This window comes from Clostridium sp. BJN0001 (assembly GCF_022869825.1).
Classification (GTDB): domain Bacteria; phylum Bacillota; class Clostridia; order Clostridiales; family Clostridiaceae; genus Clostridium.
This window is the reverse complement of the sequence record NZ_CP094971.1, coordinates 2,184,256-2,201,097: the sequence shown is the minus strand read 5'-3', so window position 1 is coordinate 2,201,097 and position 16,842 is coordinate 2,184,256. Positions and strand designations below refer to the sequence as shown.

Sequence of the window (16,842 nt, the reverse complement as noted above, 5' to 3'; positions counted from 1 at the left end):
TAATAATTTAATTTGTCAAAAATCTATTAGAAATTTATATAATATTTTATAAACAATAGGTTTAATTAACAAGGAGGGTAATTTAAATGGATTTTCAATTAACTAAGGAACAACAATTAGTACAACAAATGGTTAGAGAATTCGCAGTAAATGAAGTAAAACCAATAGCTGCAGAAATTGATGAAACTGAAGAATTTCCTATGGAAAATGTAAAGAAAATGGGAAAACTCGGAATGATGGGAATTCCTTTTTCTAAAGAATTAGGAGGAGCTGGCGGAGATGTTTTATCATACATAATCGCTGTAGAAGAATTATCAAAGGTATGTGCAACTACAGGAGTTATATTATCAGCTCATACTTCACTTTGCGCATCAGTTATTAATGAAAATGGTACTCCAGAGCAGAAAGCAAAATACTTACCAGATCTTTGCTCAGGAAAGAAGATTGGTGCATTCGGATTAACTGAACCAAATGCAGGAACAGATTCAGCCGGACAACAGACTACAGCTGTTTTAGAAGGAGACCATTATGTATTAAATGGTTCTAAGATCTTCATAACAAATGGAGGAGTTGCTAATACTTTCATAATATTTGCTATGACAGATAAGAGCAAAGGAAATCATGGAATTTCAGCATTTATCGTTCAGAAAGATTTCAAAGGATTCTCAGTTGGAAATGTTGAAAACAAGATGGGTATTAGAGCATCTTCAACAACAGAATTAATCATGGAAGATTGCATAGTTCCTAAGGAAAACTTAATTGGAAAAGAAGGAACAGGATTTAAAGTAGCAATGCATACTCTTGATGGAGGAAGAATTGGTATAGCTGCTCAAGCTTTAGGTATCGCAGAAGGTGCTTTTGAAGAAGCAGTAGAATACATGAAAGAAAGAAAACAATTTGGAAGACCTCTTGCTGCATTCCAGGGATTACAATGGTATATCGCTGAAATGGATGTTAAGATAAGAGCAGCTAAGCATTTAGTATATGAAGCAGCTATTAAGAAACAGGAAGGCGGAAGATACACTGTTGAAGCTGCAAGAGCAAAACTTTTCGCAGCAGAAACTGCTATGGAAGTTACAACTAAGGCTGTTCAGATATTTGGTGGATATGGATTCACTAAAGAATATCCAGTTGAAAGAATGATGAGAGACGCTAAGATAACTGAAATCTATGAAGGAACTTCAGAAGTTCAAAAGATGGTTATTTCAGGAAGTATTTTAAAATAGGAGGCACTAGAGAATGAATATAGTAGTTTGTTTAAAACAAGTTCCAGATACTACAGTAGTAAAGATAAATCCAAAAACTGGTACATTAATCAGAGATGGTGTTCCATCAATAATTAACCCAGAAGATAAGCATGCACTTGAAGGCGCACTTCAGTTAAAAGAACAGTTAGGCGGAAAAGTAACTGTTATAAGCATGGGACTTCCAATGGCAAAGGCTGCTCTTAGAGAAGCTTTATGTATGGGAGCTGATGAAGCTATTCTTTTAACAGATAGAGCACTTGGAGGAGCTGATACATTAGCAACTTCAAAAGCTTTAGCAGGACTTATAAAGACTTTAGATTATGATTTAGTATTTGCAGGAAGACAGGCAATAGATGGAGATACTGCACAAGTTGGACCAGAAATTGCTGAACATTTAAATATTCCACAGGTTACTTATGTACAGAGCGTAGAAGCTGATGGAAATACATTAAAAGTTAAGAGAGCTTTAGAAGATGGATACCAAGTTGTAGAAGTTAAAACTCCTTGTCTTTTAACTGCAATTGAAGAATTAAACGAAGCAAGATATATGAATGTATCAAACATTTTTGCAACTTGCGATGATCAGATAATTGTAAAGACTGCAGACGACATAGATGTAGATAAGTCTGAATTAGGACTTAAAGGATCACCTACAAAAGTTAAAAAGTCTATGACAAAAGAAGTAAAAGGTGCTGGAGAATTAGTTAAAGAATCACCTAAGGAAGCAGTAACTTATGTACTTTCTAAATTAAAAGAGAAACACTACATCTAATATAATAGGAGGGTAATTTATTATGAATATAGCAGATTATAAAGGCGTTTGGGTCTTCGCTGAACAAAGAGAAGGCGAATTACAAAAGGTATCTTTAGAATTACTTGGACAAGGTAGAAAAGTTGCAGATAAATTAGGAGTAAAATTAACAGCTGTTTTACTTGGAAATAATATAGAAGCTTTAGCTAATACATTAGCTGAGCACGGAGCTGATGAAGTTTTAGTTGCAGAAGATAAAAACTTACAGCATTATACAACAGATGCATATTGTAAAGTTATTTCTGATTTAGCAGCAGAAAGAAAGCCAGGAATATTATTTATAGGAGCTACATTTATTGGTAGAGATTTAGGACCAAGAATAGCTGCAAGATTACAGACTGGATTAACAGCAGACTGTACTTCAATCGATGTTGAAGTTGAAGGTGGAGAACTTTTAGCTACAAGACCAGCATTTGGTGGTAACTTAATGGCTACAATCGCATGCCCAGAACATAGACCACAGATGGCAACTGTAAGACCAGGAGTATTCGAAAAGATTACAACAGATCCATCAAAATGTAAAATAGAAAAAGTTAACGTTAGATTAACTGATAGCGATGTAAGAACTGCTGTTTTAGAAACAGTTAAGACTGCTAAAGATATAATTGATATATCAGAAGCTAAAATAATTGTTTCAGGTGGTAGAGGAGTAGGCTCTAAAGAAAACTTTGAAATGCTTAAAGAATTAGCAGATGTTTTAGGCGGAGTTGTTGCAGGATCAAGAGCAGCTGTAGAAAAAGGCTGGATTGATAATGCATACCAAGTAGGACAGACTGGTAAGACTGTTAAACCAACAATATATGTTGCTTGTGGTATTTCAGGAGCAATACAGCATGTCGCTGGTATGCAGGATTCTGAAGTTATTATAGCAATAAACAAAGATGAAACAGCACCAATAATGAAGATAGCAGATTTTGGTATCGTTGGAGACGTTAAGAAGGTTATTCCTGAATTAATCGCTCAAGCAAAGGCTGTTAAAGAAGCTGAATAATTTATTTAAATAGAAAAATAATATATAAAACATATCCTGCGCTAAGCTAATATAAGTTTAACGCAGGAAGTTTATATAAAAATTTTTAGGAGGAATTATTGATGAAAAAGGTATTTGTACTTGGAGCTGGAACAATGGGTTCTGGAATCGTTCAGGCATTTGCACAAAACGGATGCGAAGTAATTGTAAGAGACATCAAAGATGAATTCGTTCAAAGAGGACTTGACAATATAAATAAGACTTTAACTAAGCGTGTTAGTAAAGGAAAAATGGATGAAGCAAAGAAAGATGAAATTCTTTCAAGAATATCTGGAACTACAGATATGAAATTAGCTGCTGACTGCGATTTAGTAGTTGAAGCTGCAATAGAAAACATGAAGATTAAGCAGAGTATATTTAAAGAATTAGATGAAATCTGTAAACCAGAAACTATTTTAGCTTCTAATACATCTTCATTATCAATAACTGAAGTAGCATCTGCTACAAATAGACCAGAAAAAGTTATAGGAATGCATTTCTTTAACCCTGCACCTGTTATGAAGTTAATAGAAGTAATAAGAGGAGCTAAGACATCTCAGGAAACTTTCGAAAACGTAAAAGCAATTGCTGAAGAAATAGGAAAGACTCCTGTAGAAGTTGCAGAAGCACCAGGATTTGTTGTAAACAGAATTTTAATTCCAATGATCAACGAAGCTGCATGTATATTCATGGAAGGTGTTGCTTCAGCAGAAGATATCGATAATGCAATGAAACTTGGAGCTAATCACCCAATGGGACCTTTAGCATTAGGAGATTTAATTGGACTTGATGTATGCGTAGCTATCATGGATGTTTTATATAATGAAACAGGAGATACTAAGTATAGATGTTGCCCACTTCTTAGAAAATATGTAAGAGCAGGATGGCTTGGAAGAAAGTCTAAGAAAGGTTTCTTCGACTATACTAGATAATTTTTAATATTAGATAGAAACTAGAAGAACTGTATCGGATTGAGATTTTAAATTTAGTCTGATACAGTTTTTTTGTGTATTTATTTTCAATTGTTTGAAATAAATAACACGTTATGATACAATGAAAAATATGTAAAAAATAATTATTATATGCAAAAAGAAAGGAAAAGATATGGTATTTAGTAATTCTATTTTTATGTTTGTACTACTTCCAATAACAATACTTGGATACTATATAATCCCTCAAAAGTTTATTAGTTTTAGAAATTTATTTATTTTTATAGTAAGTTTATTATTTTATGCTTGGGGAGAACCTGTATATGTAAGTATAATTATATTATCAATAATAATGAATTATTTTTATGCAATACTTGTTGAAAATAATGAAAAAAATAAAAAGATTCAAAAATTTGTTATTATAATTATGCTTACATCAAATTTAGGAATACTGTTTCTCTTTAAATACTTGAAATTTTTTATTAGTAATATAAATGCAGTGTTAGGCAGTAATATTACAGAACCACAGATATCATTACCAATTGGAATATCGTTTTTTACTTTTCAGGCTATATCTTATGTAATTGATGTATATAGAAGTAAAGTGGTAGATGGAAATAAAATAAAAGCTCAGAGAAATATAATTAATTTAGGGCTTTATATAGCATTTTTTCCACAGCTTATTGCAGGACCAATTGTACGATACAATACTATTGCAGCACAGATAAAACATAGAATTCATAGTACAGATAAATTTGGACAAGGTGTTAAAAGATTTATTGTTGGAGTATCAAAGAAAGTAATTTTAGCTGATAATTTAGGATTACTTGCAGATAAAGCATTTACAATGCTTGCAGATCAAGGAACAATTCCTGGTTCATTTGCATGGCTAGGTGCTGTTGCATATACAATGCAGATATTTTTTGATTTTTCAGGTTATTCAGATATGGCAATAGGTTTAGGAAAGATGTTTGGATTTGAGTTTATGGAAAATTTCAATTATCCATATATATCAAAGACAGCAACAGAATTTTGGAGAAGATGGCATATTTCCTTAGGAAATTGGTTTAAAGACTATGTATATATACCACTCGGAGGAAATAAAAAAGGACTCAAAAGGACAATAATTAATTCATTTGTTGTATGGGCCTTTACAGGTATATGGCATGGTGCAGCATGGAATTTTATATTCTGGGGATTATATTATTTTGTACTAATATCTATTGAAAAGATAATTAAAAATTATACAAGAAATATAAAAATACCTGTATTTTTTAATGCTTTTAAACATATTTATCTCATAATAGCAGTGGTTTTTGGATGGGTATTATTTAGGGCACCAAATTTAACTGATGCAGTTAAATATATTGAATCTATGATAGGAGTTAATTCAAATTGCTTTTTTGATAGTACTACACTTTGGTTTATTTATACAAATAAATATTTTCTTATTGCAGCAATATTATTTAGTATACCGATAGTACCTTTTATTACAAATAGATTTAAAATTTTATCTTCCAAAATAGAAAATAATAAAATGTTTGATTGGCTTTATAGTATGGGATATTCATTTTCATATATGATACTTTTGATAGTTAATATATCATATATTATAAAATCAACATATAGTCCATTTATTTATTTCAACTTCTAAAGGAGGAAAAAGTAAAAATGTTAAAAAATAAGCTAATGACAATTGCTTTTTTATGTATAATAATGTCGTTTATGTTGATTAACTTTGCACGTAATAATCCATATAACGTAATTAAAACGAGCATACAGCAGATGAAAGAAAAGTCTGATGGTAATATAAATGATGACTTGAAATTATGTACTAAAAATATTGAAAGTAATTATATAAATGGAATTGCAGGTACTAGAAGAATAGTAAAAATAACAAATTTATTGGATTATAAGATTTTTCATAAAATATATGCATCGGAAGTCATTTTAGGAAAAGAAGGATGGCTATTTTATGATAGTAAAGATGGTAACGATGGTGATACAGTAGCTGATTATATGGGTACAAATAAATATTCAAAAGATCAAATTGAAACAATAGAATATAATATTAAGCAATTACAGAATAAATTGCAAAAAAAAGGAATTAAATTATATATAATGATTCCTCCAAATAAGGATCAGATATATTCAGAATATATGCCATCTGATATTAAGGTTGTTAATAAAGAAGGAAAATCAGACGAACTTATAAAACAATTAAAAACAGATAATTTTAATATTATTAGTGTTAAAGATGAACTTTTAGAAAATAAGAATAAAGTACAAGAATATTATAAAAATGATACACATTGGAATAGAATTGGTGCACAGATTGCGGCGCAGAAGATAAATAATGTGATTTTAAATAAAGATGAAGAATTTAATAAGAATAATGTTCTAGTAAATGGGAAAACGAAGAAATACGATTTACTTAATATACTTAACTTAAGTGAATACAATGATGATAATGAATATGAGTATGTACATAAAGAGGATAGTGAAGAGCCTAAGTATGAAGCACAAGATGAAAATAAGATTGATGACTATACATCAAATTCTGATAATAAAAAGAATATCTTGTTTGCAGGTGATTCTTTTAGACTAGCACTTGAATATACACTTCCAAGATATTATTCTAAGATAGATTTTGTACATAGAAGAGATTTTAATGATGAAGTAGTTGATAAAATGAAGCCAGATATAGTTATTTATGAAGTTGTAGAACGACAGACAGATGCTTTATTAAAGCCAATATCAGATTAAATAAGATATATAAAATTAGCAATCCATATAAATGAGTTTTATTACATTTATATGGATTGCTTTTTCATTTGTTGACGTTTAAACATTTACAAAAAATATAGAAATATTTAAAAAAAAGGTATATACTAGAAAATGTAATACTATTTTAGAGGGGGTATGTGTAATGAAAACTAAAAAAGACGATCTTTCAGTTAAAGAAAGATTGCATTTAACTTTTAGTAGAATATTTTCTATAGGACTTATTATATATCTAGTTTTTGCAGTTATGATGTTTTTTGTTAACTTTAGTTATAGAAAAATAATAGCATCATTATCAGCATCAAATGGATTATCAGTTTCTGCTCAAAGTACATTAACAATTTTAAATTTAGTTCAAATTTTAATATTTGTAGGTGCAATAATACTAGCAGGAGTATTATTTAAAAAGGTAAAAAATTTACCTAAAACTATTTCAAACATTTCAAAAGAAAAAGTTTTAAGTATAAATGAAAAAGTTTCACAAATGGCAGATGGAAATTTTGAGATGAAGTTTGATTCAAAAGAAGACGATGAATTCTATGAACTAGAACAATCACTTTTTAAAATTGAATCTACAATCAATGCGTCAATATCTGATATGCAGAAGATATTAATGGAAATATCTCAAGGAAATATTGATATTAATATGGATGACCATATTGAATATAAAGGAGATTTTCAGAAACTTAAAGCATCTATTGAGGAAATATTATTCTATCTTAATTACATATTTGGAGAAATAAGAACAGCTACAAAACAAGTAAGCGGAGGATCAGGAGAAGTAGCACAGACAGCGCAGACTTTATCAGAGGGGACAACAGATCAAGCTGGATCAATTGATAAGCTTACAGCTTCCATAGCAAAAATAAATATGGGAATACAACATACAGCACAGAATGCATCTGAAACAAGTAAAATATCTAATAATCTTTCAAATAAAATTGATGAAAGTAATAAAAAGATGACTCAGATGCTTGAGGCTATGAATGCAATTGAAGAATCATCAAACAATATAAACAATATAATTGCAACAATTGATGATATAGCAGAACAGACTAATCTTTTAGCTTTAAATGCAGCTATTGAATCAGCAAGAGCTGGAGAAGCAGGAAAAGGATTTTCTGTTGTTGCAGAAGAAGTAGGAGAACTTGCATCGCAGAGTGCAGAAGCAGTTAATAAGACATCAGAATTAATTAAAACTTCTATTGATGCAGTAAACAGAGGAAAAGACCTTGCAAATGATACAGCACAGTCTTTAAGTAAAGTAGTTGAAGAAGTTTCTGCATCAGTTGTCTATATAGATATGATTGCACAGGCAGCATCTGAGCAGTCAGCTTCAGTTAAGCAGATAAATGAAGGAGTAGACAAAATAGCTGATGTAGTACAGTCAAATTCTGCTATAGCAGAAGAAAGTGCTGCAGCAAGTCAAGAACTTACAGCACAGTCTCAAAGCTTAGACAAGCTTCTTGAAGGATTTAAAATAAGAAAATATGAATAGAAAATAAATTCTAAATTATAGAGAATTATAAAGGGCAGATAATAAATGATGTACGCATTTATTATCTGCCCTTTATTTATTTTACTTTTATTTTATATTATCTGTTATAATGTATAAGAAAATAAAAACAGAATAAAATAGAGAGGATTGTGGTAAGAATGTTAAAGGAAACAGCTAGAGAGCTCTGGCTTGATAAAAAATTAGATCTTAATTGTGCAGAATGTATTTTATATGCTGTTAATAAAGAATATAGCTTAGATATTTCTAAAGAAACATTAAAGACAATGGCAGGCTTCGGAGGAGGAATGGGAGTTGGCGAAATATGTGGAGCAATAAGTGGAGCTATAGCTTCAATAAGCATTCTATTTACAGAAGTAAGTGGACACAAAAGTCCTAAAGTTAGAGCAATGTCAAAAAAGTTTATAGAAAGATTTAAATCTTCTTTAGGATATATAAGATGTGCAGATTTAAAGAAGAATATTCACGATAAAGAGGAAAGATCTTGTTTACATATGATAGAAACTTCTGCAGAAATTTTGGGAGAAATTATTAAAGAAGAAAAGGGAAATTAATTATAAAGGTGGTAAGTTTATTGGATTATGAAACAGTATTTGAAAGAGGAGATCATGCTGTAATATCTGGAGTTAAGAATTTTAGTATTAAACAGACTTTTGAATCGGGACAGTCGTTTAGATTTTATAAGAAGAGTGATACTCATTATATTCTTGTTGCACATTCAAAAGTAATTGAATTAGTACAAGAAAATGATGAAATTCATATTTTTAATACGAATAAAAAAGAAGTTGAAGATGTATGGATAGATTATTTTGATCTTGAAAGAGATTATTCATGTATAAAAGAAAAATTATCAGATGATTCTCTTCTAAAAAAAAGCATAGAGTTTGGAGAAGGAATAAGAATTTTAAATCAAGATCCTTTTGAAATTCTTATAAGTTTTATAATTTCAGCAAGAAATAACATACCCTCAATAATGAAGACTATCAATAAAATTTCAGAAAAATGGGGAAATAAAATAGAGTATAAAGGGGAAACATACTATACTTTTCCAACCATTATGCAGATAAAAGATGCATCTCTTGATGAAATAAAAGAAACAGGAGCATCTTTTAGAAGTAAATACATATTAGACACAATAGGTAAGATATATAGTTCTTATGTTAATGAAAATGATTTATCGGATGAAGAAGAGATACAGAAGTATGATCTTAATTATATAAAAAATTTAAATGATGATGAATGTCATAAAGCACTTCAAGAGTTTAAAGGTGTTGGCTCAAAAGTGGCAGACTGTGTTATGCTTTTTTCTATGCAGAAGCATTCAGCATTTCCTGTTGATGTATGGGTAAAACGTGCAATGATACATTTTTATGGTGCATCTGATGTATCACTTAATAAAATAAGAATTTTTGGAAGAGACAAATTTAAAACATTATCTGGATTTGCTCAGCAGTATCTTTTCTATTATGCACGTGAAAATAAAATAAAATTATAATTTTTACATAGGGAATTTTATAAGGTTAGGCAGTATCATTATATTGTGAAGAATAAAAATAAGAGTAATACAGAGAAATAATGAGTAATAAATAGAAAAATAGAGCTAATTTAGAATAATGATAAAATTTAGCCATATAATTTAAAAAAGAGCATTTGAACTATAGGGGTAGAAAGGATATTATAATAATTGTATTAGCACTCAACTTTAACGAGTGCTAACAGAAAAAAGTATAAATAAATTTTATATATATTTTAAGGAGGGTTTTTCATGAATATCAAACCACTTGGAGAAAGAGTAGTAATAAAAAAGTTAGAGGCAGAAGAAAAGACTAAAAGTGGAATTGTCTTAACAGGAACTGCTAAGGAAAGACCACAGGAAGCAGAAGTTGTAGCAGTAGGACCAGGAGCTACAGTTGATGGAAAGAAAGTAGAAATGGAAGTTAAAGTTGGAGATAAAGTTTTATATTCTAAATATGCAGGTACAGATGTAAAAGTATCAGGCGAAGAATATACAATTCTAAAACAAGAAGATATATTAGCAGTAGTAGAATAATAGATATAAAAAAATATTAGTAAGGAGTGTTTATATATGGCTAAAATGATTAGATTTGGTGAAGACGCAAGAAAAAGTATGCAAATTGGTGTTAATAAATTAGCAGATACAGTTAAAGTTACTTTAGGACCAAAAGGAAGAAACGTTGTTTTAGATAAAAAATTTGGTGCACCACTTATAACAAATGATGGTGTTTCAATAGCAAAAGAAATTGAACTTGAAGATCCATATGAAAATATGGGAGCACAGCTTGTTAAAGAAGTTGCAACAAAGACTAATGACGTAGCTGGAGATGGAACAACAACTGCAACATTATTAGCACAGGCTATAATAAGAGAAGGATTAAAGAATGTTACAGCAGGAGCAAATCCAATTCTTATAAGAAATGGTATCAGAATGGCTGTAAATACAGCTGTTGAAGAGATTAAAAAGATTTCTAAGAAAGTTACAGGAAAAGATGACATAACAAGAGTTGCTGCAATTTCAGCTTCTGATGAAGAAGTAGGAAAGCTTATCGCAGATGCTATGGAAAAGGTAGGCAATGAAGGAGTTATTACAATAGAAGAATCAAAATCTATGGGAACTGAACTTGATGTTGTAGAAGGAATGCAGTTTGATAGAGGTTATGTATCTCCTTACATGGCTACAGATACAGAAAAGATGGAAGCAAGACTTGAAAATCCATATATATTAATAACTGATAAGAAGATTAGCAACATTCAAGACATTCTTCCAATCCTTGAACAAATAGTAAAACAAGGAAAACAGTTATTAATCATTGCAGATGATGTAGATGGAGAAGCAATGGCAACATTAGTTGTTAACAAAATCAGAGGAACATTTAACTGTGTAGCAGTAAAAGCTCCAGGATTTGGTGATAGAAGAAAAGAAATGCTTCAAGATATCGCAATCCTTACAGGTGGTACAGTGATTTCTGAAGAATTAGGATATGACATAAAAGAAACTAAGATGGAAATGCTTGGACAGGCAGAAAGCGTTAAAGTCACTAAAGAAGATACTGTAATAGTAAATGGTAAAGGTGATGCAGAAGCAATCAAAGAAAGAGTTTCTCAGATTAGAACTCAGATTGAAGAAACTACATCAGACTTTGATAGAGAAAAATTACAAGAAAGATTAGCTAAACTTGCTGGAGGAGTTGCTGTAATCAAAGTTGGAGCTGCTACAGAAACAGAACTTAAAGAGAAGAAGCTAAGAATTGAAGATGCATTAAATGCTACTAAGGCAGCTGTTGAAGAAGGAATAGTTGCAGGTGGTGGTACTGCATATATCAATGTATTAAATAAAGTTGCAGAACTTACTTCTGAAACTCCTGATGTACAGGTAGGAATTAATACAATAGTAAAGGCTCTTGAAGAACCAGTAAGACAGATCGCAACAAATGCAGGACTCGAAGGATCTGTAATAATAGAAAAAGTTAGAAACAGTGAACCAGGTATTGGATTTGATGCATTACGTGGTAAATATGTTGATATGATAAAGACTGGTATTGTTGACCCAACTAAGGTTACAAGATCAGCACTTCAAAATGCAGCATCAGTTTCATCAACATTCTTAACAACAGAAGCTGCAGTTGCAGATATAAAAGAACCAGAAAAACCAGCTCCAGGACAAGATCCAGGAATGGGAATGGGCGGAATGTACTAATAACAAAAAAGTAGATGTTTAGGCAGAAAAAGCCTATAAAGAGCTATTACAATTTTGTGTAATAGCTCTTTTTTTTATATAGCATCTGTTAATTATAATAGTTTTAATATAAACTAAAGCTAAAGAGTTAAAAAGAATAAAATAGTAAGGAAAGAGGATAGATAATGCAGAAAAGTTTTTTTGGATGTAAAGATTATAGAAAAGAATATATTTCAAAAGATATTATATCTGGAATTATTGTAGCTCTCATTTCAATTCCAATTTCAATGGGATATGCGCAAGTAGGTGGACTTCCAGTTGTTTATGGTTTATATGGTTCTTTATTCCCTGTAATTATTTTTGGAATTTTATCGACTTCTCCACAATTTGTTTTTGGAGTTGATGCAGCACCTGCAGCATTAGTAGGAGGAGTTATATCAAATTTAGGAATAATTACAGGCAGTGAAGACGCGATGAAGGTTGTTCCAATAATTACACTTATTACAGGAGTTTGGCTTATTATATTTTATTTCTTGAGAGCAGGAAGACTTGTAAGATATATATCAAAACCGGTTTTAGCAGGATTTATAACAGGTATAGGAAGTACTATCATAATGATGCAGGTACCAAAATTATTTGGAGGCTCATCAGGTACTGGAGAAATATTTAAACTTATCATTAATATATATAATGAATTTTCAAATTTTAATATGCTTTCTTTTATAATGAGTATGAGTACAATTATTATTATTCTTTTTGTAAAGAAGGTTTCTTCTAAATTTCCGACATCTGTTGTGATGCTTATAGCTGGAGCATTAAGTACAATACTATTTCATGTAGATAGATACGGAGTAAAGCTTCTTCCAGAGGTTTCAGCAGGTCTTCCAAGATTAAAGGAACTTGATTTTTCTATATTAATAAACAATCCTGAAACATTAGTAATAGAAAGTCTTACTATTGCACTTGTTATTGTTTCATCTACACTTCTCACAGCAAATAGTTATGCTATAAAAAATAATTATAAGATAAAAAATGGAAGAGAAATATTTGCATATGCGATTTCTAATATATCAGCATCACTTTTTGGATGTTGTCCTCTTAATGGAAGCGTGTCACGTACTTCTATGGCAGAACAATTTGGAGCAAAAAGCCAGATTATGTCTATAGTATCTGGAATTACTATGATGTTCATTCTTTTATTTGGAACAGGAATAATTGCATATCTTCCAGTTCCAGTTCTTACTGGAATTGTACTTGCTGCACTTATAGGAATTCTTGAAATAGGTGTTGCAAAAAGATTATGGAAAACAGATAAAGGTGAATTTGCTATATTTATTGGAGCTTTTGCAGGAGTACTTATTATGGGAACAATTTACGGAGTTTTAATTGGTGTTATTCTTTCGTTTGTTTCTGTAATTTTAAAAGCATCTGTTCCACCAAGAGAAATGCTTGGAGTAATTCCGGGGTTTGATGGCTATTATGGAATTGAAAGAAATAAAAATGCACATAAAATAAAAAATGTAGTAATTTATAGATTCAGCGGTACATTATTTTTTGCAAATATTGATACGTTTCAACAAGATATAGAAAATGAGATAAGTGATGATACAAAAGTAGTGATTGTTGATGCAAGTGGTATTGGAAATGTTGATATTACAGCAGTAGAAAGACTTGTACTTATAGCTAAAAAACTTAAGAATAAAGGAATAAGGTTTTATATTACAGAGCATGTTGGTGCAGTAAATGATAAACTTAGAAAGCTTGGTGCAGAAGAATTTATCAATAATGGGTTTGTAAGAAGAACTATAACACTTGCACTTAGAGATGCTAAAATAGAATACCCATATGAATTAGAAGATAAAAACGGAATAACACCGATACAGACAGTTCGTGAAAGAAATGATACTCTTTTTGAGTTTGAATGGGCATTTGGGAAAGATGCAGGACATAAGATGGAAATGCTTGCAATGGAGGTTTTAGAAAGTGTTTCACAGAGTAAAGAGATTTCAGTAGAAAAAATAAAACGAGCAGAAATTAATGCAAAATGGGGTAGAATTGGTTTGTTCGATGAAAATGAACTTTTGGACAGATTAGAAATGCATATAAATGAAATTGCTAAAAAGGCTGAGTATAATACTGAAGATTTTGAAGAAACAATTGAAAAAAGGCGTTCTCAAGTTGAAAGAAAACTTCAAAATCTTAATCCAGATGCAATAGCAATGATTAAGAAACAAAGAATAAAAGTCTCAGAACATTTTAAGGAAGTCAATTTAACAGCATTTAATCATATAAATGAAATAAGAAAAAAGCATATTGAAAGATTACAGAAAACAGATCCTGATTTAGCAGAAAAAATGAAAGAATTTTATGATATTAAAGATGAGGTTTAATAAATTTAAAAAATAATGTTTTCTTGTATAAAAAAATAGAAATGGTAAATAATCATAATGAAAGATACAGGAGGACAGTAGAAATGATAAAAAGAGATGGTAAGAAAAAGGGATTTACATTAATAGAGCTTGTTGCAGTTATGGCTATAATAGGAATATTATCTGCTATTATGATACCAAAACTTACAGGATATGTGAAAGAAGCTAAAAAGACAAAAGTTATAGATCAATGTAGGAAGATTGTAATGGCAGTTGAAACTTATAATTTAGAAAATGAAGAAAGAATAGATAGTGATGATACAGTAACAGTTGCACTTTCTAATAATGATATAAAAGATCTTGTTGGTGATGTTAATCTTCCTAATCTAGATGATGCAAGCACTATAGAAGAATGTTATCTTATAGTTCAGGGAGCAAATTTTAATATAGATGAAAGCGACAAATTAATTCCAAGTTCAGTTAAAGGAAATGAAGAAAATGTGGAAAATCAAACAAGTAATGAAGAAATAGAATCGACATCTTAATAAAATTTTTGACATAGAAATGCAATTTTTACTTCAAAATTTATTGACTTTAGACTTTGAATAATTTATAATAGTTTTAATTCAAAGAAATCAAATTGTTAAAAACTCATATATACCTTGAATATGGCAAGGAGTGTCTACCAGGAGCCGTAAATTCCTGACTATGAGTGACATTAGTATAAGCGAAAATATTTCCGCTTAAGCATATTAACGTCGCTTAAAAGGTTAATGTGCTTTTTTTGTACTTAAAAATAAGTAAAAAAATGAAATTTTTAATTCATATTTTAAAACAAATGCAAGAAATAAATTATTTTAGGAGGAGTAAAAATGGCAACAATATTAAAAACAGGATACACTTTTGACGATGTGTTATTAGTACCAAATAAATCTGAGGTATTACCAAGAGAAGTAAGTGTTAAAACTCACTTAACTAAAAAAATTGCATTAAATATTCCACTTATGAGTGCTGGAATGGATACTGTAACTGAATCTAAAATGGCAATTGCAGTAGCAAGAGAAGGCGGAATTGGAATAATACATAAAAATATGACAATTGAGCAGCAGGCAAAAGAAGTAGATAAGGTAAAGAGACAGGAAAATGGAGTTATCACAGATCCAATATTCTTATCAGCAGATCATACACTTCAAGATGCTGAAAATCTTATGGGACAGTACAGAATATCAGGAGTACCAATTACTGACAAAGATGGAAAATTAGTTGGAATAATTACAAATAGAGATATAACTTTTGAAACAGATTATTCAAAGAAGATATCTCAGGTAATGACTAAAGAAAATTTAATTACTGCTCCAGAAGGAACTTCAATGGAAGATGCAAAAGAAATATTAAAGGAACATAAAATAGAAAAGTTACCTTTAGTAGATGAAAAAGGATATTTAAAAGGACTTATTACAATTAAAGATATTGAAAAAGTTAAAAAATTTCCTAATGCTGCAAAAGATGAAAGAGGAAGACTACTATGCGGAGCAGCTGTAGGTGTTACAGGAAACATGATGGAGAGAGTTGCAGCACTTGTAAAAGCACAAGCTGATGTACTTGTACTTGATACAGCACATGGTCACTCAAAAGGAGTTTTAGAGGCTGTTACCGAAATAAAGAAAGTTTATCCTGATGTTCAGATTATAGCAGGAAATGTTGCCACTGCTGAAGCTGTAGAGGACTTAATAAAAGCAGGAGCTGACTGTGTTAAAATTGGTATAGGACCTGGATCAATCTGTACTACAAGAATTATCGCAGGAGTAGGAGTACCTCAACTTACTGCAGTTATGGATTGTGCAGAAGTAGGAAGAAAATATGGAATTCCTGTAATTGCAGATGGAGGAATTAAATATTCAGGAGATGTAGTTAAAGCATTAGCTGCTGGTGCATCTGTTGCAATGATGGGTTCATTATTTGCAGGATGTGATGAAGCACCAGGAGAAATGGAAATATATCAAGGAAGAAGCTACAAAGTATATAGAGGAATGGGATCTCTTGCAGCAATGGAACATGGTTCTAAAGATAGATATTTCCAAGAAGGAAACAAAAAGCTTGTACCAGAAGGCGTAGAAGGAAGAGTTGCATATAAAGGATATGTTGCAGATACAATATTCCAACTTCTTGGAGGAATAAGATCAGGACTTGGATATTTAGGATCTAAGGATTTAGATACTTTATATGAAACTGCAAGATTTGTAGTTCAGACAGCAGCAGGATTTAGAGAAAGTCATCCACATGACATTAATATTACTAAAGAAGCTCCAAACTATAGTGTAAGACAATAAATAGAATAGATTATAAAGTATATTAATGATAGAAATGTAAAATTTTAAATTGAAGTTATTCTAAGATTTTTAATTTTACATTTTCTATTTTTATATTGAAAAAAACTTGTATAATATATAATAAGAGCAGAAAATTATATAGACAATATAGGA

The 16,842-nt window shown here is 30.5% G+C and carries 14 protein-coding genes and 1 riboswitch; all 14 genes read left to right on the top strand.

The features are described from left to right. Positions 1-86 precede the first annotated feature (86 nt). The 14 genes from MTX53_RS10790 to guaB all read left to right on the top strand — a co-directional run bounded on the left by MTX53_RS10790 (position 87) and on the right by guaB (position 16,689). Positions 87-1,226 (top strand): acyl-CoA dehydrogenase, encoded by a 1,140-nt coding sequence (locus MTX53_RS10790; protein WP_244833786.1) that lies wholly within the window; start codon positions 87-89, stop codon positions 1,224-1,226. Between the two features lie 13 nt (positions 1,227-1,239). Continuing rightward, complete coding sequence (locus tag MTX53_RS10785; RefSeq protein ID WP_244833785.1) at positions 1,240-2,019, top strand: electron transfer flavoprotein subunit beta/FixA family protein; 780 nt, start codon at positions 1,240-1,242, stop codon at positions 2,017-2,019. Between the two features lie 22 nt (positions 2,020-2,041). Next, positions 2,042-3,049: an electron transfer flavoprotein subunit alpha/FixB family protein gene (locus tag MTX53_RS10780; protein WP_244833783.1), complete on the top strand. Its 1,008-nt coding sequence runs from the start codon at positions 2,042-2,044 to the stop codon at positions 3,047-3,049. 101 nt (positions 3,050-3,150) lie between these two features. Next, positions 3,151-3,999 (top strand): 3-hydroxybutyryl-CoA dehydrogenase, encoded by an 849-nt coding sequence (locus tag MTX53_RS10775; protein WP_244833781.1) that lies wholly within the window; start codon positions 3,151-3,153, stop codon positions 3,997-3,999. A 172-nt stretch (positions 4,000-4,171) separates the two neighbouring features. After that, the gene (locus MTX53_RS10770) at positions 4,172-5,650 is read left to right on the top strand and encodes an MBOAT family O-acyltransferase (protein WP_244833780.1); all 1,479 of its coding nucleotides are present in this window, start codon (positions 4,172-4,174) and stop codon (positions 5,648-5,650) included. Between the two features lie 17 nt (positions 5,651-5,667). Further along, the gene (locus MTX53_RS10765) at positions 5,668-6,762 is read left to right on the top strand and encodes a hypothetical protein (RefSeq protein WP_244833779.1); all 1,095 of its coding nucleotides are present in this window, start codon (positions 5,668-5,670) and stop codon (positions 6,760-6,762) included. A 163-nt stretch (positions 6,763-6,925) separates the two neighbouring features. Further along, complete coding sequence (locus tag MTX53_RS10760; RefSeq protein ID WP_244833778.1) at positions 6,926-8,278, top strand: methyl-accepting chemotaxis protein; 1,353 nt, start codon at positions 6,926-6,928, stop codon at positions 8,276-8,278. A 158-nt stretch (positions 8,279-8,436) separates the two neighbouring features. Further along, positions 8,437-8,850: a C-GCAxxG-C-C family (seleno)protein gene (locus tag MTX53_RS10755; protein WP_244833777.1), complete on the top strand. Its 414-nt coding sequence runs from the start codon at positions 8,437-8,439 to the stop codon at positions 8,848-8,850. A 20-nt stretch (positions 8,851-8,870) separates the two neighbouring features. Then, positions 8,871-9,791: a DNA glycosylase gene (locus tag MTX53_RS10750; RefSeq protein WP_244833776.1), complete on the top strand. Its 921-nt coding sequence runs from the start codon at positions 8,871-8,873 to the stop codon at positions 9,789-9,791. Positions 9,792-10,061: 270 nt separating this feature from the next. After that, positions 10,062-10,346, top strand: coding sequence for a co-chaperone GroES (gene groES, locus MTX53_RS10745; RefSeq protein WP_244833775.1), 285 nt, complete (start codon positions 10,062-10,064; stop codon positions 10,344-10,346). 36 nt (positions 10,347-10,382) lie between these two features. Further along, positions 10,383-12,011 carry a chaperonin GroEL gene (gene groL / locus MTX53_RS10740; protein WP_244833774.1) on the top strand — a complete coding sequence of 543 codons (1,629 nt, stop codon included), beginning with the start codon at positions 10,383-10,385 and terminating at the stop codon, positions 12,009-12,011. A 164-nt stretch (positions 12,012-12,175) separates the two neighbouring features. Next, entirely contained in the window at positions 12,176-14,380 is a 2,205-nt protein-coding gene (locus MTX53_RS10735; RefSeq protein WP_244833773.1) for a SulP family inorganic anion transporter, read from the top strand. An 83-nt stretch (positions 14,381-14,463) separates the two neighbouring features. Further along, positions 14,464-14,904: a type II secretion system protein gene (locus MTX53_RS10730; protein ID WP_244833772.1), complete on the top strand. Its 441-nt coding sequence runs from the start codon at positions 14,464-14,466 to the stop codon at positions 14,902-14,904. A gap of 86 nt (positions 14,905-14,990) precedes the next feature. Then, positions 14,991-15,088: riboswitch (purine riboswitch) on the top strand. Positions 15,089-15,231: 143 nt separating this feature from the next. After that, complete coding sequence (gene guaB / locus MTX53_RS10725) at positions 15,232-16,689, top strand: IMP dehydrogenase (protein WP_244833771.1); 1,458 nt, start codon at positions 15,232-15,234, stop codon at positions 16,687-16,689. The last annotated feature ends 153 nt before the right edge of the window (positions 16,690-16,842 follow it).

What these genes read in the sequence shown, in the direction of transcription:
- MTX53_RS10790 (WP_244833786.1), top strand. Translation starts at nt 87, where the DNA reads ATGGATTTTCAATTAACTAAGGAACAACAATTAGTACAACAAATGGTT.
- MTX53_RS10785 (WP_244833785.1), top strand. Translation starts at nt 1,240, where the DNA reads ATGAATATAGTAGTTTGTTTAAAACAAGTTCCAGATACTACAGTAGTA.
- MTX53_RS10780 (WP_244833783.1), top strand. Translation starts at nt 2,042, where the DNA reads ATGAATATAGCAGATTATAAAGGCGTTTGGGTCTTCGCTGAACAAAGA.
- MTX53_RS10775 (WP_244833781.1), top strand. Translation starts at nt 3,151, where the DNA reads ATGAAAAAGGTATTTGTACTTGGAGCTGGAACAATGGGTTCTGGAATC.
- MTX53_RS10770 (WP_244833780.1), top strand. Translation starts at nt 4,172, where the DNA reads ATGGTATTTAGTAATTCTATTTTTATGTTTGTACTACTTCCAATAACA.
- MTX53_RS10765 (WP_244833779.1), top strand. Translation starts at nt 5,668, where the DNA reads ATGTTAAAAAATAAGCTAATGACAATTGCTTTTTTATGTATAATAATG.
- MTX53_RS10760 (WP_244833778.1), top strand. Translation starts at nt 6,926, where the DNA reads ATGAAAACTAAAAAAGACGATCTTTCAGTTAAAGAAAGATTGCATTTA.
- MTX53_RS10755 (WP_244833777.1), top strand. Translation starts at nt 8,437, where the DNA reads ATGTTAAAGGAAACAGCTAGAGAGCTCTGGCTTGATAAAAAATTAGAT.
- groES (WP_244833775.1), top strand. Translation starts at nt 10,062, where the DNA reads ATGAATATCAAACCACTTGGAGAAAGAGTAGTAATAAAAAAGTTAGAG.
- groL (WP_244833774.1), top strand. Translation starts at nt 10,383, where the DNA reads ATGGCTAAAATGATTAGATTTGGTGAAGACGCAAGAAAAAGTATGCAA.
- MTX53_RS10735 (WP_244833773.1), top strand. Translation starts at nt 12,176, where the DNA reads ATGCAGAAAAGTTTTTTTGGATGTAAAGATTATAGAAAAGAATATATT.
- MTX53_RS10730 (WP_244833772.1), top strand. Translation starts at nt 14,464, where the DNA reads ATGATAAAAAGAGATGGTAAGAAAAAGGGATTTACATTAATAGAGCTT.
- guaB (WP_244833771.1), top strand. Translation starts at nt 15,232, where the DNA reads ATGGCAACAATATTAAAAACAGGATACACTTTTGACGATGTGTTATTA.